Annotated in this window: 17 protein-coding genes and 1 riboswitch; of the genes, 12 read left to right on the top strand and 5 right to left on the bottom strand. The window is 72.1% G+C overall.

What is annotated here, in order from left to right; translation table 11 throughout:
- Positions 1-138: 138 nt before the first annotated feature.
- Entirely contained in the window at positions 139-1,344 is a 1,206-nt protein-coding gene (gene rocD / locus ABTZ54_RS19415; RefSeq protein WP_351664672.1) for an ornithine--oxo-acid transaminase, read from the bottom strand.
- Between the two features lie 105 nt (positions 1,345-1,449).
- Positions 1,450-1,539: riboswitch (ZMP/ZTP riboswitch) on the top strand.
- A 66-nt stretch (positions 1,540-1,605) separates the two neighbouring features.
- Between rocD and glyA the strand changes: the two genes are divergently transcribed.
- The 3 genes from glyA to ABTZ54_RS19400 all read left to right on the top strand — a co-directional run bounded on the left by glyA (position 1,606) and on the right by ABTZ54_RS19400 (position 4,716).
- A complete protein-coding gene (gene glyA, locus ABTZ54_RS19410; RefSeq protein WP_351664670.1) occupies positions 1,606-2,931 on the top strand; it encodes a serine hydroxymethyltransferase in 1,326 nt (441 codons plus the stop codon).
- A gap of 80 nt (positions 2,932-3,011) precedes the next feature.
- On the top strand, positions 3,012-4,025 hold the full coding sequence (gene trpS / locus ABTZ54_RS19405) for a tryptophan--tRNA ligase (RefSeq protein WP_351664668.1): 1,014 nt from the start codon (positions 3,012-3,014) through the stop codon (positions 4,023-4,025).
- 94 nt (positions 4,026-4,119) lie between these two features.
- Positions 4,120-4,716 (top strand): 2'-5' RNA ligase family protein, encoded by a 597-nt coding sequence (locus tag ABTZ54_RS19400; RefSeq protein ID WP_351664666.1) that lies wholly within the window; start codon positions 4,120-4,122, stop codon positions 4,714-4,716.
- Positions 4,717-4,756: 40 nt separating this feature from the next.
- Here ABTZ54_RS19400 and dprE2 read toward each other — a convergent pair whose 3' ends face one another.
- Together dprE2 and dprE1 are read right to left on the bottom strand one after the other, a co-directional pair.
- A complete protein-coding gene (dprE2, locus tag ABTZ54_RS19395; RefSeq protein WP_351664700.1) occupies positions 4,757-5,512 on the bottom strand; it encodes a decaprenylphospho-beta-D-erythro-pentofuranosid-2-ulose 2-reductase in 756 nt (251 codons plus the stop codon).
- A gap of 61 nt (positions 5,513-5,573) precedes the next feature.
- Entirely contained in the window at positions 5,574-6,953 is a 1,380-nt protein-coding gene (dprE1, locus tag ABTZ54_RS19390) for a decaprenylphosphoryl-beta-D-ribose oxidase (RefSeq protein WP_351664664.1), read from the bottom strand.
- A gap of 165 nt (positions 6,954-7,118) precedes the next feature.
- On the opposite strand from dprE1, the gene ABTZ54_RS19385 reads away from it, so the two are divergent.
- The 4 genes from ABTZ54_RS19385 to ABTZ54_RS19370 are packed head-to-tail and all read left to right on the top strand — an operon-like array spanning position 7,119 to position 9,997.
- On the top strand, positions 7,119-7,667 hold the full coding sequence (locus ABTZ54_RS19385) for a phosphatase PAP2 family protein (protein ID WP_351664662.1): 549 nt from the start codon (positions 7,119-7,121) through the stop codon (positions 7,665-7,667).
- On the top strand, positions 7,660-8,619 hold the full coding sequence (locus ABTZ54_RS19380) for a decaprenyl-phosphate phosphoribosyltransferase (protein WP_351664660.1): 960 nt from the start codon (positions 7,660-7,662) through the stop codon (positions 8,617-8,619). Before ABTZ54_RS19385 ends, ABTZ54_RS19380 begins: the two co-directional genes overlap by 8 nt.
- Positions 8,616-9,086, top strand: a complete 471-nt coding sequence (locus tag ABTZ54_RS19375) for a GtrA family protein (RefSeq protein WP_502997274.1) — start codon at positions 8,616-8,618, stop codon at positions 9,084-9,086. The genes ABTZ54_RS19380 and ABTZ54_RS19375 overlap by 4 nt, the downstream gene beginning before the upstream one ends.
- A complete protein-coding gene (locus ABTZ54_RS19370; RefSeq protein ID WP_351664658.1) occupies positions 9,074-9,997 on the top strand; it encodes a YihY/virulence factor BrkB family protein in 924 nt (307 codons plus the stop codon). Before ABTZ54_RS19375 ends, ABTZ54_RS19370 begins: the two co-directional genes overlap by 13 nt.
- Here the strand turns inward: ABTZ54_RS19370 and ABTZ54_RS19365 are convergent.
- A complete protein-coding gene (locus tag ABTZ54_RS19365) occupies positions 9,909-11,201 on the bottom strand; it encodes a D-alanyl-D-alanine carboxypeptidase family protein (RefSeq protein WP_351664696.1) in 1,293 nt (430 codons plus the stop codon). The genes ABTZ54_RS19370 and ABTZ54_RS19365 overlap by 89 nt on opposite strands.
- A gap of 124 nt (positions 11,202-11,325) precedes the next feature.
- Between ABTZ54_RS19365 and ABTZ54_RS19360 the strand changes: the two genes are divergently transcribed.
- The 5 genes from ABTZ54_RS19360 to ABTZ54_RS19340 all read left to right on the top strand — a co-directional run bounded on the left by ABTZ54_RS19360 (position 11,326) and on the right by ABTZ54_RS19340 (position 16,215).
- A complete protein-coding gene (locus ABTZ54_RS19360) occupies positions 11,326-11,571 on the top strand; it encodes an SCO4848 family membrane protein (protein ID WP_351664656.1) in 246 nt (81 codons plus the stop codon).
- Between the two features lie 28 nt (positions 11,572-11,599).
- Positions 11,600-12,901, top strand: a complete 1,302-nt coding sequence (locus tag ABTZ54_RS19355) for a metallophosphoesterase (RefSeq protein ID WP_351664654.1) — start codon at positions 11,600-11,602, stop codon at positions 12,899-12,901.
- Positions 12,902-13,117: 216 nt separating this feature from the next.
- Positions 13,118-14,677 carry an ABC transporter substrate-binding protein gene (locus ABTZ54_RS19350; protein ID WP_351664652.1) on the top strand — a complete coding sequence of 520 codons (1,560 nt, stop codon included), beginning with the start codon at positions 13,118-13,120 and terminating at the stop codon, positions 14,675-14,677.
- Between the two features lie 172 nt (positions 14,678-14,849).
- A complete protein-coding gene (locus tag ABTZ54_RS19345; RefSeq protein ID WP_351664650.1) occupies positions 14,850-15,356 on the top strand; it encodes a SigE family RNA polymerase sigma factor in 507 nt (168 codons plus the stop codon).
- A gap of 58 nt (positions 15,357-15,414) precedes the next feature.
- Positions 15,415-16,215, top strand: a complete 801-nt coding sequence (locus ABTZ54_RS19340) for a hypothetical protein (protein ID WP_351664648.1) — start codon at positions 15,415-15,417, stop codon at positions 16,213-16,215.
- A gap of 19 nt (positions 16,216-16,234) precedes the next feature.
- Here ABTZ54_RS19340 and ABTZ54_RS19335 read toward each other — a convergent pair whose 3' ends face one another.
- Positions 16,235-16,996 carry a TetR/AcrR family transcriptional regulator gene (locus ABTZ54_RS19335; RefSeq protein ID WP_351664646.1) on the bottom strand — a complete coding sequence of 254 codons (762 nt, stop codon included), beginning with the start codon at positions 16,994-16,996 and terminating at the stop codon, positions 16,235-16,237.
- Between the last annotated feature and the right edge of the window lie 70 nt (positions 16,997-17,066).

The raw sequence follows: 17,066 nt of genomic DNA, 5'->3' as shown, positions 1-17,066 counted from the left end.
CGGAGCGAATCTCAAAAAGCCGGTCTCAGTTCGGATTGGGCCCTGGACGTGGCGGCGCCCGTAACGAGCGAAGCGAAGTGAAGGTCGCAGTCCGGACACCCCCACCCGGAGGCCACGGCCCCCGGTTGGAAAACGGCTCTAACGGCTCAGCACACCCCGCAACTGATCAAGCCCCCAGTCCAGATCCTCCTTGCTGATGACCAGAGGCGGAGCGATCCGAACCGTCGACCCATGGGTGTCCTTGACGAGCACCCCCCGCCCCATCAGCCGCTCGGAGATCTCCCTCCCCGTCCCCACCGAGGGAGCGATGTCCACCCCGGCCCACAGCCCCCGCCCCCGCACCGCCTCGACCGCGCCACCCCCCACGAGCAGCCCCAGCTCACCATGCAGGTGCTCGCCCAGCTCCGCCGCCCGCTGCTGATACTCACCACTCCGCAGCATCGCGATCACCTCAAGCCCCACCGCACAGGCCAGCGGATTCCCCCCGAACGTCGACCCGTGCTCACCCGGCCGGAACACCCCCAGCACGTCCCGGTCGGCGACCACCGCGGAGACCGGCACCACCCCACCCCCCAGCGCCTTGCCCAGGATGTAGACGTCCGGCACGACCCCCTCGTGCTCGCAGGCGAAGGTCCGCCCCGTACGCCCGAGCCCCGACTGGATCTCGTCGGCCATGAAGAGCACGTTCCGCCGCGAGGTGAGCTCCCGCACCCCCCGCAGATACCCCTCCGGAGGAACCAGCACCCCCGCCTCGCCCTGGATCGGCTCAAGCAGCACCGCCACCGTGTTCTCGGTGACCGCCGCCTCCAGCGCGGTGAGATCCCCGTACGGGACGATCTCGAACCCCGGCGTGTACGGCCCGAAGTGGTCCCGCGCCTCGTGGTCCGTGGAGAAGCTGACGATCGTCGTCGTCCGGCCGTGGAAGTTGTTCCCCGCCACGACGATCTTCGCGTGCCCGTCCGGCACGCCCTTCACCTCGTACCCCCACTTCCGCGCCGTCTTCACGGCCGTCTCGACGGCCTCGGCGCCCGTGTTCATCGGCAGCACCGCGTCCTTGCCGCACAGCTCGGCGAGCCGCGTGCAGAACTCGCCGAACCGGTCGTGATGGAAGGCGCGCGAGGTGAGCGTCACCCGCTCCAGCTGCGCCCGGGCGGCGTCCAGGAGGCGCGGGTTGCCGTGCCCGAAGTTGAGCGCCGAGTAGCCGGCGAGCATGTCGAGGTAGCGGCGCCCCTCGACATCGGTCACCCACGCCCCTTCGGCGGTGGCGACGACCACGGGCAGGGGGTGGTAGTTGTGGGCGCTGTGCGCGTCCGCGGCTGCGATCTCGTCTTGCGTTCTCGACACGGGATCTCCGATCGTCCTGCGGCCAGGGGCTGGTGTCCCCTGTTCTTATCGTCGCTCGGATGCCGGACGAGGAAACCTGTGTGACGGCGCGCCCGCTAGGCTGGAAACACGCGCGGCGACTGGCGTACGGGGAAGCGACCCCGGGGAAGCCGCGCAGGCAGACCACACGAGGTGCCGCCCGCCTGGGCATCACGGGAACCGACCGGGTCCCGTGCGGCGCCACGCAGGCGCCAGGGGGACCCCAGCTGCCCCGGAGCAAAGATGACCCACCCCACCCACACCGCCCCCACCCACATCGCCCCCACCCACACCGCCCCCACCCACTCCGCCCCCACCCACCCGGCCCTCACCGCCACCGACCCGGACCTCGCCGCCCTGATCACCGCCGAGGAACGCCTCCAGGCGGACACCCTCCGCCTGATCCCGAGCGAGAACTACGTCTCCGCCGCCGTCCTGGAAGCCTCCGGCACGGTGCTCCAGAACAAGTACAGCGAGGGCTACGCGGGCCGCCGCTACTACGAGGGCCAGCAGAACATCGACCAGGTCGAGACCCTGGCAGTGGAGCGCGCCAAGGCCCTGTTCGGCGTCGAGCACGCCAATGTGCAGCCGTACTCCGGCTCTCCGGCCAACCTCGCCGTCTACCTCGCGTTCGCGAAGCCGGGCGACACGGTGATGGGCATGGCCCTGCCGATGGGCGGCCACCTCACCCACGGCTGGGGCGTCTCCGCCACGGGCACGTGGTTCAGGGGCGTGCAGTACGGCGTACGCCACGAGGACGGCCGGATCGACTTCGACCAGGTCCGGGAGCTCGCCCTCAAGGAGCGCCCGAAGGTGATCTTCTGCGGCGGCACCGCGCTGCCCCGCACGATCGACTTCGCGGCGTTCGGCGAGATCGCGAGGGAGTCCGGCGCGGTCCTCGTCGCGGACGTCGCCCACATCGCCGGCCTGATCGCGGGCGGCGCCCACCCGTCCCCGGTGCCGCACGTCGACGTGATCTCCACGACGACCCACAAGACCCTGCGCGGCCCGCGGGGCGCGATGCTGATGTCCACGGAGGAGCACGCGAGGGCCCTGGACAAGGCGGTCTTCCCCGGCCTCCAGGGGGGCCCGCACAACCAGACCACCGCGGCCATCGCCGTGGCCCTGCGCGAGGCGGCCCAGCCCTCCTTCCGTACCTACGCGCACGCGGTCGTCGCGAACGCCAAGGCACTCGCCGAGGCCCTCCTCGCGCGCGGCTTCGACCTGGTCTCCGGCGGCACCGACAACCACCTGATCCTGATGGACCTCACGCCCAAGGAGGTCCCGGGCAAGATCGCCGCGAAGGCCCTCGACCGGGCGGGGATCGTCGTGAACTACAACACCGTCCCGTACGACACCCGAAAGCCCTTCGACCCCTCCGGCATCCGGATCGGCACGCCGTCCCTCACCTCCCGCGGCCTGGACGTCACACACATGCCGCTGGTCGCCGAGTGGATCGACCGAGGAGTGGCCGCGGCGGGCAAGGCCGACGAGGAGACACTGGCGACGGTCCGCGCGGAGGTCGCGGAACTCATGGCGGCGTTCCCGGCCCCGGGCCTCCCGGCCTAGCCGCCCGGAGGACAGCGGTCCGCCCCGCAAGGGGCGGCCGCAGTCGGGGATCGCGCCACGCACCTGAGAGAATGATGGGCATGGCCTCTGACAGTCCTCGTGTGCTCTCCGGAATCCAGCCCACCGCCGGCTCGTTCCACCTCGGCAACTACCTCGGCGCCGTCCGCCAGTGGGTGGCCCTCCAGGAGTCCCACGACGCCTTCTACATGGTGGTGGACCTGCACGCGATCACGGTCCCGCAGGACCCCGACGCGCTGCGCTCCAACACCCGGCTCGCCGCCGCCCAGCTGCTCGCCGCGGGTCTCGACCCGGAGCGCTGCACGCTCTTCGTCCAGAGCCACGTGCCCGAGCACGCGCAGCTGGCCTGGCTGATGAACTGCCTCACCGGCTTCGGCGAGGCCTCCCGCATGACGCAGTTCAAGGACAAGTCCGCCAAGCAGGGCGCGGGCAACGCGACCGTCGGCCTCTTCACGTACCCGATCCTCCAGGTCGCGGACATCCTGCTCTACCAGGCCCACCAGGTCCCGGTCGGCGAGGACCAGCGCCAGCACATCGAGCTGACCCGCGACCTCGCGGAGCGGTTCAACGGGCGCTTCGGCGAGACGTTCACGATCCCCGCGCCGTACATCCTGAAGGAGACGGCGAAGATCTACGACCTCCAGGACCCGTCGATCAAGATGAGCAAGTCGGCGTCGACGCCGAAGGGTCTGATCAACCTGCTCGACGACCCGAAGACGACGGCGAAGAAGGTCAAGAGCGCCGTCACGGACACCGACACGGTGATCCGCTTCGACCCGGAGCACAAGGCCGGCGTCTCCAACCTGCTCACGATCATGTCCGTGCTCACCGAGACCTCGGTCGCGGATCTGGAGAAGAGCTACGAGGGCAAGATGTACGGCGCCCTGAAGACCGACCTGGCCGAGGTCATGGTGGACTTCGTCACGCCGTTCCGGACCCGGACGCAGGAATACCTGGACGACCCGGAGACGCTGGACTCGATCCTGGCCAAGGGCGCGGAGAAGGCGCGCGCGGTCGCGGCGGAGACGCTGGCGCAGGCCTACGACCGGATGGGCTTCCTGCCCGCGAAGCACTGAGTCCAAGGGCCCTGGCCACGAGGGTGGTGCAGGCCGCACACTGGCGCCTGCACCACTCGCGCACATTTCTCGACGGACGACGGAGGAGGACGACGTGGGGACCGTAACGCTCGGCGTTTCGATCGCGGTCCCGGAGCCTCACGGCAGCCGGCTCCAGGAGCGGCGCGCGGGCTTCGGCGATCCCGCCGCGCACGGCATCCCGACCCACGTCACGCTGCTCCCGCCGACCGAGGTGGCCGCGGAGCGGCTGCCGGAGATCGCGGCGCACCTCGCCGCCATCGCGGCCGGCTGCGAGCCCTTCGCGATGCGCCTGGAGGGCACCGGAACGTTCCGCCCGCTCTCCCCGGTCGTCTTCGTCAAGCTGGTCGAGGGCACCCCCGCCTGCGACCGGCTCCAGGAACGGGTCCGCGACGAGGCCGGCCCGGTCCCGCGCGAGCTCCAGTTCCCGTACCACCCGCACGTCACCGTCGCGCACGGCATCGCCGAGGAGGCGATGGACCGGGCGTTCACCGAGCTGGCCGGCTACGAGGCGGAGTGGATCTGCGCCTCCTTCTCGCTGTACGAGCAGGGCGCGGACGGGGTGTGGCGCAAGCTGTGCGACTACGAGTTCGGCAGCGGCCGCACGGTCTCGGCGGTCCCGTCCCAGTGCGGCAGCCCGGTGGAGTCCCCGGCGACGACACCGGCGGTCTGACCCGCTGAAGACCGCCTAGCGGCACCCCCCTGCCCCACCCTCACACCGGCAGCCGCCGGAACACCCCCCGCGGCACATGCCGCAGCGCCGACATCACCACCCGCAGCCCGCCCGGCACCCACACCGTCTCCGAGCGCCGCCGCAGCCCCAGCTCGATCGCGGTCGCGACCGCCTCGGGGGTCGTCGCGAGGGGCGCCTCCGCCAGGCCCTCGGTCATCTTCGAGCGGACGAAGCCGGGCCGGACGACCATCACGTGCACCCCGGTGCCGTGCATCGCGTCCCCGAGCCCTTGCGCGAAGGCGTCGAGCCCCGCCTTGGACGAGCCGTAGATGAAGTTGGCCCGCCGGGCCCGCTCCCCGGCAACCGACGAGAGCACCACCAGCGAGCCGTGCCCCTGCGCCTGGAGCGCCTGCGCGCAGACCAGGCCGGCCGAGACGCCGCCGGTGTAGTTGGTCTGGGCGACCCGTACGGCGGCCATCGGATCGGACTCGTCGCGCGCCTGGTCGCCGAGGACGCCGAAGGCGAGCAGCACCATGTCGATGTCGCCCTCGGCGAACAGCTTGCCGAGCCGTTCCTCGTGGGACTCGGTGTCGAGCGCGTCGAAGGGAACGGTGTGCACCACGGCGCCGAGCGCCCGCAGCGACTCCGCGGCGGCGGCGAGGGCGGGGGAGGGGCGTCCGGCGAGCCAGACGACCCGGGTGCGGCGGGCGATCAGCCGGCGCGCGGTGGCCAGGCCGATCTCGGAGGTGCCGCCGAGCACGAGCAGGGACTGCGGGGCGCCGAAGGCGTCCTTCATGGCGTTCACGCTCCTCAGGGGGCGAGTCGAAGGGAACAGGCAGAGGGAGGCGGCGGGGGCGTCACAGCCCGAGTCGCCGCGACAGGTCCGACGTGAAGACCCCCGTCGGATCGAGCCGCCCCCGCAGCTCGCGGAAGTCGGCGAGCCGCGGGTACATCGCGGCGAGCAGCTCGGGCCGCAGCCGGGAGTCCTTGGCGAGGTAGACCCGGCCGCCCGCGCCGACGACCTCCTCGTCGAGCTCGTCGAGGAAGGCGCCGAGGCCGCTGAGCGAGGCCGGGATGTCGAGCGCGAGGGTCCAGCCGGGCAGCGGGAAGGAGAGCCAGCCGGGGTCGGACTCGCCGAAGCGCTTCAGGACGGCGAGGAAGGACGGGCAGCGGCGGCTGGCGATCCGCTGGACGACCCGGCGCAGGGTCTCCTCCTGCCCGTACCCGACGACGAACTGGTACTGCACGAAGCCGCCGCGCCCGTACACCCGGTTCCAGTGCGGGACCCCGTCGAGGGGGTGGAAGAAGGAGGTCAGCCGCTGGAGCCGGCCGGTGGAGCGGCGGGGCGCCTTGCGGTACCAGAGCTCGTTGAACAGCCCGACGCTGTGCCGCCCGAGGAGCCCCTCGGGGACGTACGCGGGGGCGCCCGGCAGCTGTCCGGGACGGAAGGCGAGCGGGCCTCGGCGGGCCCGGAGCGGCAGCGCGTCGTACGGGGCGTGGTCGCCGCGGGTGAGGACGGCGCGGCCGGTCGCGGCGCCGCGGGCGAGCAGGTCGATCCAGGCGACCGAGTAGCGGTAGCGGTGGTCGGAGGCGGTGAGCCGGGCCATCAGGTCGTCGAGGTCGGTGGCGCGTTCGGTGTCGACGGCCATCAGGGAGGTCTCGACGGGCAGCAGCCGCAGCGTGGCGGAGAGGATCACCCCGGTCAGGCCCATGCCGCCGGCGGTCGCGTCGAAGAGCGGCTCGCCGGGCCGGACGGTGTGCACCAGGCCGTCGGCGGTGAGCAGGTCCAGGGAGACGACGTGCCGGGAGAAGGAGCCGGAGACGTGGTGGTTCTTGCCGTGGATGTCGGCGCCGAGCGCGCCGCCGACGGTGACGTAGCGGGTGCCGGGGGTGACCGGGACGAACCAGCCGAGCGGCAGCAGCACCTCCATCAGGTGGTGCAGGCTGACGCCCGCGTCGCAGACGGCGAGCCCGGCCTCGGCGTCGATCGCGCGGATCCGGGCGAGGCCGGTCATGTCGAGGACGGAGCCGCCGGCGTTCTGGGCGGCGTCGCCGTAGGCCCGGCCGAGGCCGCGGGCGATCGACCCCCGGGCGCCGCAGGCGCGGACGGCGGCGGCGGCCTCCTCGTACGTACGGGGGCGGATCACGCGCGCGAGGGTGGGGGCGGTGCGGCCCCACCCGGTGAGGGTGTCGACATCGGTGGGGACATCGACAGGAATGTCCGTCTCGGCAGCCATGGAGGTGACCGTATCGCCGCGAGTGTCGCTTATGCCGGGATTGATGGGCGGTTCGTCGAAATGGGTGATTAAACGAGTGTCAGGAAAGCGTGCCGTCCCCTACGGCGCCCTCGCGCGTCAGAGTCGCCCCTGGCCGACGGCGAACCGGGGAGGCGGACGAGACGCATGCGATACGAGGACTGGGCCGACAGCGACCACCGCGTCCTGGCCGTCGCGCACGCCCAGGGGCGCCGCCCCGCCGTGGCCGCGGCGGCCCGCGCGCTCTCCTTCGCCGGCGAGCACGGCGCGCTCTGGATCGCCGCCGGACTCGCCGGCGCCGCCCTGGACCGCCCGCACCGCGCCGGCTGGCTGCGCGGCACGGCCCTGATCGGCGCGGCGCACCTGGCGAGCATGGGCGTGAAGCGGGTCGTACGGCGCCCCCGGCCGCACCCCGGGCAGTACCCGCCGCTCGTCCGCACCGCCGGCCGGCACTCCTTCCCCAGCTCCCACGCCGCCTCCGCCGCCGCGGCCGCCGTCACCTTCGCCGCCCTCAGCCCACCCACCCGCCCGCTCGCCTCCGCCGCGGCCACCGCGATGTGCCTCTCCCGCCTCGTCGCCGGCGTCCACTACCCGACCGACGTAGCCGCCGGAGCCCTCCTGGGCGCCGCCACGGCGACGGCGGGGCGCGCGTGGCTGCGCGGCGGCGGAGGCACCCCCGGAGCCCCCCGTGCCTGAGCCCACCGCCGGAACGGCCGTCCTCGCCCCGCCCGTCGCCGCGCCCCGCGCCCCCGGCGGCTCCGGCGCCCTCGCCGTCGCCCGGGGGCTCGTCCGCACCGCCCGGCCCCGGCAGTGGATCAAGAACGTGCTCGTCGTCGCCGCGCCCGTCGCGGCGGGACAGCTCGTCTCCTGGCCCACCGCCGCCCGACTCGCCCTGGTCTTCGCCCTGTTCACGGCCGCGGCGGGGGCCGTGTACCTGGTCAACGACGCCCGCGACGCCACCGCCGACCGCGCCCACCCGGTGAAACGGCACCGCCCCGTCGCCGCCGGACTCGTCCCCGTACCCCTCGCGTACACGACCGGTTTCCTGCTCGGCCTCGGCGCGGCCGTCGCGAGCGCCCTGCTCTGCAACGCGATGACGGCGCTGCTCCTGACCGCGTACCTCGCGATGCAACTCGCCTACTGCGTACGCCTCAAGCACGTCCTCGTCGTCGACCTCGCCGTCGTCGCCACCGGCTTCCTGATGCGGGCGATGATCGGCGGGATCGCGCTCGGCATCCCGCTCTCCCGCTGGTTCCTCATCACCACCGGCTTCGGCGCGCTCTTCATGGTCGCGGCCAAGCGCTACTCGGAGGCCGTGCAGATGGAGGCCGCGCAGGGCGCCACCCGCGCGCTCCTCACCCAGTACTCGACCGGCTACCTGCGCTTCGTCTGGCAGCTCGCCGCCGGCGTCGCCGTGCTCGGCTACTGCCTGTGGGCGCTGGAGAGCGGCGGCGTCGCCAACGGCTCGCTGCTGCCCTGGCGCCAGCTCTCCGTCGTCGCCTTCATCCTGGCCGTCCTGCGCTACGCCGTCTTCGCCGACCGCGGCACGGCCGGGGAGCCGGAGGACGTCGTCCTGCGCGACCGGCCGCTCGCCGTCATCGGCCTGGTCTGGGCCGCGATGTACGGGATGGCGGTCGCGGACCTGTGAGCCGGGGAGCGGCCCTGGCCGGGGGGCGGCACCGGGAACTGCTGGGCTTCGCGGTCTCCGGGGCCGCCGCCTACGCCGCCGACCTCGCCGTCTTCCTCGCCCTGCACGGCACCCTCGGCCCGGTCGCCGCCAAGGCGGTCTCCTTCCTGGCCGGCTGCACGGTCGCCTACCTCGGCAACGCCCTCGGCACCTACCGCCGCCGCACCGTCGGGGCCCGCGAGTACGCCGCCTTCTTCGCCGTGAACCTCGCCGGCGCCGCCGTCCAGCTGCTCTGCCTCACCGTCTCCCACTACGGCCTCGGGCTCACCTCCGCGCGCGCCGACACGGTGTCAGGACTCGGTGTCGGCATGGCACTCGCGACCTGTCTGCGATTCTGGGGTAACCGGACGCTGGTGTTCCGAGCCCCGTCCGTTCCGGCCACCGTTCCGGCTACCGAGGGAGAGACGCGCACGACATGGACTGGCTGACCAAGCTGCCCGTCGTCGGACCCTGGGTCGTCCGCTTCATGAAGACCCACGCCTGGCGCGCGTACGAGATCCTCGACGAGGTCCGCTGGAGCAGGCTCGCCGCCGCCATCACCTTCCTCAGCTTCCTCGCCCTCTTCCCGCTGATCACCGTCGCCGCCGCGGTCGGCGCCGCGCTGCTCAGCACCGAGCAGCTCGACAAGATCGAGAACAAGATCGCCGACCAGGTCCCCGGCATCTCCGACCAGCTCGACATCGGCAGCCTCGTGGACAACGCGGGCACCATCGGACTCGTCGCCGGAGCCGTGCTGCTCTTCATGGGCATCGGCTGGGTCGGCTCGATGCGCGAATGCCTGCGCGCCGTCTGGGGCCTCGACGGCGTCGACGAGGGCAACCCGTTCGTCCGCAAGGGCAAGGACACCCTCGTCCTGTTCGGCCTCGGCGGCGTCGGGCTCTGCTCGCTCGCCGCGTCCTGGCTCGGCTCCACCGCCGTCGGCTGGACCGCCGACCGGCTCGGCATCGCCAACGAGGGCGCGGGCGGCACCCTGCTCCAGGCCGCCGCCCTGATCGTCGCGATCGTCGCCGACTTCCTGCTCCTGGCGTACATCCTGACGATACTGCCGGGCGTCGAACCGAGGCGCCGCGACCTGGTGGTCGCGGCGCTCATCGGAGCGGTCGGCTTCGAGCTGCTGAAACTGCTGCTCGGCGGCTATATGCGGGGCGTCGCGGGGAAGTCGATGTACGGGGCCTTCGGCGTGCCGGTGGCCCTGCTGCTGTGGATCAACTTCACCGCGAAGCTGCTGCTGTTCTGCGCGGCCTGGACGGCTACGGATTCACGCTCTCGTCCACCGGAGCAGCGGGCCGGTCCTTCTGGCGGCGACGCGCCGAACCCGCCAGCGGCCAGCGCCGGTTGACCAGGAAGACGGCGCCCGCGAGGAGCACCAGCACCCCGCCCGCCACGGCGAGCGCGATCCCGACGCCGCCCGACTTCTCCTGGGCGACGGCCGCCTTCTCGGCGTCCGTCGGGGCGTTCTTGCCGGGGGCGGGCAGCAGGCCGTCGGAGGCCGAACCGGCCGAGGAGCCGCCGGACGACCCCGTGTCCGTACGGGCCGACTTCGGCGGCACCAGCTCACCCACCGGCGTCACCTTGCCGGAGGCCGCGAAACCCCAGTCGAAGAGCCGGGCGGTCTCCTTGTAGACCGCGTGCTGCTCCTTGGAGGACGGGTTCATCACCGTGACGAGCAGCACCCGGCCGTTGCGCTCGGCGACACCCGTGAAGGTCGCGCCCGCGTGCGTGGTGTTGCCGTTCTTGACGCCCGCGATGCCCTGGTACGCGGGCACGCCGATGTCGCCGGTGAGCAGCCGGTTGGTGTTCTGGATCTCGAAGCTCTCGCGCTTCTTGCCGGGCTTCTGCTCCCCGGGGAAGGCGGCCCGCGGGGTCGCGCAGTACTCCCGGAAGTCGGCCTTCTGCATGCCGCTGCGGGCGATGAGCGTGAGGTCGTACGCGGAGGAGACCTGGCCCGGGGCGTCGTAGCCGTCCGGCGAGACGACATGGGTGTCGAGCGCCTGGAGGTCGGCGGCGTGCTCGTTCATGTCCCGCACGGTCTGCGGGACGCCGTTGTTCATCGCGGCCAGCACGTGGACGGCGTCGTTGCCGGAGCGCAGGAAGACGCCGAGCCACAGGTCGTGGACGCTGTAGGTCTGCTTCTCCTTGATGCCGACCAGGCTGGAGCCCGCGCCCATGCCGGCCAGGTCCTCCGCCCTGACCGTGTGGTTCTCGGTCTTGGGGAACTTCGGCAGCAGGGTGTCCGCGAAGAGCATCTTCAGGGTGGAGGCGGGGGCCAGCGGCCAGTGCGCGTTGTGCGCGGCGAGCACCTGCCCGCTCTCCGCGTCCGCGACCACCCACGACCGCGCGCTGACGTCCTTCGGCAGCACCGGCGCACCCGCCCCCAGCTGCACCTGCGTACCCGGCCGGGACAGCAGGGTGCCGCCGACGCTGGACATCACGTTGGGCGGTTTGGGCTGCTTGTCCTTCTCGTCCGCATGCGCGGGAGCCGAGGCGAGAAGGGGAAGCAGCGCGGCGGCGGCGGTCACCGCAGCGGCGGCCTTCGCGGTCATCTTCGATGCGGACACGATCGAGAACGTACATGCCCGCAACCGCGTTCCGAACACCGCGGGGCGGTTCGCCCACCCTCGTCCACCCGTCCGCAGCCCCGCCGAGGCGGCCGGTGATACTGGCACCATGAAGCTCAGTCGGCCCGCCTCCTGGTTCCTGCTCGCCTTCGGCGTCTGGAGCTGGTTCATCTGGATCACTTTCGTCAAGAACTTGTGGAACGACGGGAGCGGTCTCGCGTTCGACGACGCGGGCGATCCGACGGCCTACTTCTGGGTGCACCTGCTGCTGGCCATCACGTCCTTTGTCTTGGGGACGGTCGTCGGGAGCATCGGGTTGCGTGGCGTGCGCGCACTTCGGCGCGAGCGCGGATAACGGATAGCGGACAAGGGGTACGTGGGGCGTGGTCGTCGTCTTCCTGCTGGTGCTGGTCGTGGTCCTCGCCGTGCTCGGCGCGGTCCACTGGTACGTGTGGCGGCGCCTGGTGCGCGACCTGACGGCCCCGGGCGGCCTCGCCCGCCGGGCCGGCACGGCCGCGGCGGTCGTCCTGCCGCTCCTCTCGCTCGCCGCCCTGGTCTCGGGCCGCGCGGGCGCCCCCTTCGCCCTCCAGCAGACCGTCGCCTGGCCGGGCTTCCTGTGGCTGGCGCTGCTCCTGTACGTGACGCTGGCCCTGGCGGTCACGGAGCCGGTGCGGCCCCTGCTGCGGCGGACGCTGGAGCGGCGGGCGGGGGCGGGGGCGCCGGAGGCGGCGGAGCCGGTGAGGGTCGGGGCGGGGGCGGGGGCGCTGGACGGGCCGGTGGCCCGGGTGGCCCCGGATGCCCCGGTGGCCCCGGAGGTCCCGGAAGCCCCAGCTCCCCCTGACGCCCCCACCCCCGACCTCTCCCGCCGCCTCTTCGTCAACCGGATCGTCTCCGGTACCGCCGCCGCCGTGGCCGTCGGGACGGTCGGGGCGGGGACGTACGGGGTGTTGCGGGGGCCGCGGGTGAAGCGGGTCACGGTGCCGTTGGCCAAGTTGCCGCGTGGGGCGCACGGGTACCGGATCGCGGTCGTCTCGGACATTCATCTCGGGCCGATCCTGGGGCGGGCCCACACCCAGCGGATCGTCGACACGATCAACGCCACCCAGCCCGATCTGGTCGCCGTCGTCGGCGACCTGGTCGACGGCACCGTGCAGGATCTCGGGCCCGCCGCCGAGCCCCTGGCGCGGTTGCGGGCCCGGGACGGGTCGTTCTTCGTGACGGGCAACCACGAGTACTTCTCGGGCGCCGACGCCTGGGTCGACCACGTCCGTGAGCTCGGGATGCACCCGCTGCGCAACGCCCGCGTCGAGATCGGGGCCGGTTTCGACCTCGCCGGTGTGGACGACGTCGCGGGGGAGAGCGAGGGCCAGGGGCCGGACTTCGGCAGGGCGCTCGGGGACCGGGACCGGGCGCGTACCGCCGTGCTGCTCGCGCACCAGCCGATCGTCATCGACGACGCCGTCCGCCACGGCGTCGACCTCCAGCTCTCCGGCCACACCCACGGCGGTCAGCTCTGGCCCGGCAACTACCTCGCCGAGCTGGCCAACCCGACCGTCGCGGGGCTCGAACGCTACGGCGACACGCAGCTCTACGTCTCGCGCGGCGCGGGCGCCTGGGGGCCTCCGGTCCGGGTCGGCGCGCCCTCGGACATCACGGTCGTGGAGCTGGCGTCCCGTCAGGCGTGACGGGGACGGCGTGACCGGTATGACGTGACGGAGTGCGGTGTTACGGATACGTACCGTTCCGCCCGCTCCGTCCCTTACTTCCCTCATCCCGGACATATGTGTGCGGTGTGAATGTTTACTCTTCCACTTGTGAAATCCGTGTGATTGGCTGACGCCATCGCGGCAGGCTGGGCGCCGTCGCGGCAGGGGTGGGAACGAAAAAGGGAAGCACGTCTCATGCGGTCGTCGGTCCGTCTGCGGATTCTGATCACTTGTGGAGTTCTGGTGGCCGCCGGGATCGGAGGCTGGCAACTCCTGCCCTCCGATGAGGAGCGGACCGCGCCGATAGCCGTCGGCACCACCGACAAGGTGACCTCCCTCGACCCGGCCGGCGCCTACGACGCCGGTTCCTGGGCGATGTACAGCAACGTCTTCCAGTCGCTGCTCACCTTCAAGCCCGGCTTCACGACCCCGGTCCCGGACGCCGCCGAGAGCTGCAAGTTCATCGGCACGCAGCTGACCACGTACCAGTGCGTGCTCCGCGACGACCTCACCTTCGCCAACGGGCGCAAGGTCACCGCCGAGGACGTGGAGTTCTCCTTCGAGCGGATGCTGGGCATCAAGACGGACGTCGGTCCGCAGCCCCTCTTCCCGACGCTGAAGAGCGTCGTGGCCGACGGGCGGAAGGTCACCTTCAACCTCAGCGGCCGGGACGCCACCTTCCCGCTGAAGCTGGCGACCGGCGCCGGCTCGATCGTCGACCGCACCGCGTACCCGGCGAAGTCGCTGCGTGCGGGCACCACGGTGGACGGCTCGGGCCCGTACGTCCTCAAGGAGTACAAGCCGGGCGTGAGCGCCCGTCTGGAGCCCAACCCGAACTACAAGGGCGCGATCACCAAGACCGGCCGCACGGTCGTCGTGAAGTACTTCAAGGAGTCGGAGGAGCTCGCCGCCGCCTGGAAGGACAAGCAGGTGGACGTGACGCACCGGCAGATGCCGCCGGCCTTCATCAACTCGTTGAAGGAAGCGACCAAGGACGGCACTCGTATCACCGAGGCGTCCAGCGCCGAGACCCGCAACCTCAACTTCAACGTCCGGCCCGGCTCCCCGATGGCGAAGAAGGCGGTACGCCAGGCCGTCGCCGCCGTCGTCGACCGCCCCGCCATCACCACCGGCACCTACCAGAGCACGGTCGAGCCCCTCTACTCCCTCATCCCGCAGGGCTACGTCGGCCACAGCACGGCCTTCTACGACGTCACCCCGGAGCCCGACACGGCCAAGGCCAAGCGCCTCCTGAAGGACGCGGGCATCGACACCCCGGTGAAGTTCACCCTCGGCCACAGCAAGGACGCCACCTACGACGCCGAGGCCGCCGAGCTGAAGAAGCAGCTGGAGGAGAGCGGCCTGTTCGAGGTCGACGTCGTCGCGGTCGACTGGCAGGCCTTCCAGAAGGGGTACGCGAAGGGCGCCTACGACGCGTACACCGTCGGCTGGCTGCCCGACTTCCCGGACTCCGACAGCTTCACCGCGCCGCTGGTCGGCACCGGCAACACCCTGCACAACGGTTTCTCCAGCAAGCGGATCGACTCACTGATCGCCGCCACCCAGCAGTTCAGCGACCGCTCGCGGGCCACCGGCGACTTCCGGGACATCCAGGCCGCCGTCGCCGAGGACGTACCGCTGGTACCGCTGTGGCAGAAGAAGGACTACGTCCTGTCGACCGAGGACGTCTCCGGATCGCAGTTCCTCTCGGACGGCACCGGCATCTGGCGCCTGTGGGAGCTCGGCTGGATCTAGCCGGATACCTACGAAGGGCCTGTCCGCATGGACGGGCCCTTCGGCGTATGCCGGAAAAAAAATCCCGCGCCCCGCACGACATCCCGCCGTCCCGCGTAGTCAAGAGGGGTGTGCACGGGGAACTCCCCGGGCCGTCGGAACAGGCGGAACGAGTGGAACGGGTGGAAGACGAGTGACATCAGCGCAGGAGGACGCGTATCTGCGGTTCGTGGCCGAGAGAGGGCGGGCGCTGTACCGCTCGGCGTACGTCCTCGCGGCCGGTGACGCGCATCTCGCGGAGGATCTGGTCCAGGAGACGCTGAGCAGGGTGTACGTGCACTGGAAGCGGGTGGCCCGGGCGGACAGCCCGGCCGCCTACGCCCAGACGGTGCTGGTCCGCGCCTTCCTCAGCATGCGGCGCCGGCGCAGCACCGGCGAGCGCCCGGTCGGGAATCTGCCCGACCGCGTGGAGCAGGGCCCGGACACCGCGCTCCGGCTCACCCTGCTGGACGCGATCGGCCGGCTCCCGCCCCGCGACCGCGCGGTGCTCCTGCTGCGCTACTGGGAGGACCGCAGCATCGAGGAGACCGCCCGGATGCTCCGGCTCAGCAACAGCGCGGTCCGCTCCCAGGGCACCCGGGCCCTCGCACGGGTGCGCGCGCTGCTCGGCGACAGCCTCTCCGACCTGGTCCCGCGCTGACCACGACCGCGCCGCACAGCCTTCATCGACGATCGACGACAGAAATGGTGACGCCAGCATGCCGTTCGAAGCAGACCTCGCCCGCGCCCTGGACCGTACGACCGACTCCCTCGACCCCGACCTCACCGAGCTGATGGGCGGCGCCGTCGAGCGCGGACGCCGCCGCAGGCGCCGCCGTACCGCCGGGATCGTCGCCGGGGCCGGTGCCTGCGCCGCCGTGGCCGCCGCCGGTCTGGTCCTCCCCGGCGTGCTCGCCGGGTCCCGCGCGGGGGAGTCCGACATCGCCATGGTGGCGCTCGCGATGCCCCGTTCCGCGATCAGCGACCAGCAGATGATCCGGGCCCTGGAGGCGACGTTCCCCGGGGGCCGGTTCAGCGAGGTGGCCGGGCAGAGCAACAACCCCTCGGATCCGTCCGCCGGTTACGTCGCCAACGCCGGGCTGGTCGTCGACGACGGGCACGGCGCCGCCAGGGTCGGCGTCTCGGCCGTGCGGATCAAGTTGCCGCTCCAGGACGGCGACGGGCTGAGCTGCGACGCGAAGCCCGTTCCGGAGGGCGACAGTTGCGAGCTGACCGAGCTGCCGAGCAGTGCCGCGATCCCCGGCGGGGCGCTGGTGATGGCGGAGGAGAACGCGGGCGCGCACCCGGCGGGCCCCGGCACCGCGCACCGCTGGACGGTGACGGTGACCCTGAAGAAGACCGGCGCCCAGCTCCAGATGGTGCAGTGGAACAGCCTCGGCGGCGGCACCGGATCCGATCTGCCGAAGCCGACCCGTACCGCGCCGCCGCTCTCCTCGCAGCAGGCGGTGGCCGCGCTCACCGGCGCCGCCTGGGCGCCGATCCTCGGCGCGGTCGGCTGACCGGGGGGCCGGACGAGTCCTAGGACTTGGGCGCCCGCCGCGGCTTGCCCGAGGCCGCCATGCCGGCCGCCGTCGGCATCATGTCGGCGAGCAGCTCGTGCATCTCCAGCACCAGCGGGCGCAGCACCCGGAAGCGGGAGAGCTGGATCGCGCGCGCGGTGACGGGGGAGAGCTTCCCCACCAGGCGGCGGCTGTTGGAGGCGCCCTCGGAGCGGTCGTACACCCAGAAGAGCACCAGGCCCATCTGCTGGAGCCAGAGCAACTGGGGGAGCGCTTCGGCCAGTTCGGGGTCGATCTTCACCTTGGCCCCGGAGATGACCCGCCGGTGCACCTCGATCGCCGCCCGGCGCGGGCCCTCCGACTCGGGCGAGAAGGGGCTGAGCGGACTGTCCGGGTCGGCGGCGTTCTTGAAGAACTGGGACGCGAACTCCTGGTACGGCGAGGCGATGTCCAGCCAGGCGAGCAGTACGCCGCGGATCCGGGCCGCCAGGTCCTTCTCGCCGCTGTTCAGGATCGGCTCGACGGCCGCCTGGTGCTCCTCGGCGATCTGGTCGTAGAAGCCCTGGACCAGGTGCTCCTTGGAGGAGAAGTAGTAGTACGCGTTGCCGACGGAGACCCCGGCCTCCTGGGCGATGGCCCGCATGGTCGTCTTGTCGTACCCGCGTTCTTTGAACAGCCGGAGTGCGGTCTCCAGGATGAGCGCCCGGGTCTGCTCGCTCTTGGGCGCCTTGGCGGGCTTCTCCGCCGGCACGTCCTGCTGCTCTTCACTCGCGTCGTTCACGAGGCCTGAGCCTAGTCGGGTGTACGGGGTGTCTCCCACCCCCGTCCACGGCCTGGAAAAGCCCGGGGCC

The sequence above is a fragment of the Streptomyces sp. NPDC094032 genome, assembly GCF_040303965.1.
Classification (GTDB): Bacteria; Actinomycetota; Actinomycetes; order Streptomycetales; family Streptomycetaceae; genus Streptomyces.
Note: the sequence above shows the minus strand (reverse complement) of the source record. Positions and strands in the feature narration are given on the sequence as shown.

Coding starts and splice junctions, on each gene's coding strand:
- glyA (WP_351664670.1), top strand. CDS start 1,606: ATGACCCACCCCACCCACACCGCCCCCACCCACATCGCCCCCACCCAC.
- trpS (WP_351664668.1), top strand. CDS start 3,012: ATGGCCTCTGACAGTCCTCGTGTGCTCTCCGGAATCCAGCCCACCGCC.
- dprE2 (WP_351664700.1), bottom strand. CDS start 5,512: ATGAAGGACGCCTTCGGCGCCCCGCAGTCCCTGCTCGTGCTCGGCGGC.
- dprE1 (WP_351664664.1), bottom strand. CDS start 6,953: ATGGCTGCCGAGACGGACATTCCTGTCGATGTCCCCACCGATGTCGAC.
- ABTZ54_RS19385 (WP_351664662.1), top strand. CDS start 7,119: ATGCGATACGAGGACTGGGCCGACAGCGACCACCGCGTCCTGGCCGTC.
- ABTZ54_RS19370 (WP_351664658.1), top strand. CDS start 9,074: ATGGACTGGCTGACCAAGCTGCCCGTCGTCGGACCCTGGGTCGTCCGC.
- ABTZ54_RS19365 (WP_351664696.1), bottom strand. CDS start 11,201: ATGACCGCGAAGGCCGCCGCTGCGGTGACCGCCGCCGCCGCGCTGCTT.
- ABTZ54_RS19360 (WP_351664656.1), top strand. CDS start 11,326: ATGAAGCTCAGTCGGCCCGCCTCCTGGTTCCTGCTCGCCTTCGGCGTC.
- ABTZ54_RS19350 (WP_351664652.1), top strand. CDS start 13,118: ATGCGGTCGTCGGTCCGTCTGCGGATTCTGATCACTTGTGGAGTTCTG.
- ABTZ54_RS19340 (WP_351664648.1), top strand. CDS start 15,415: ATGCCGTTCGAAGCAGACCTCGCCCGCGCCCTGGACCGTACGACCGAC.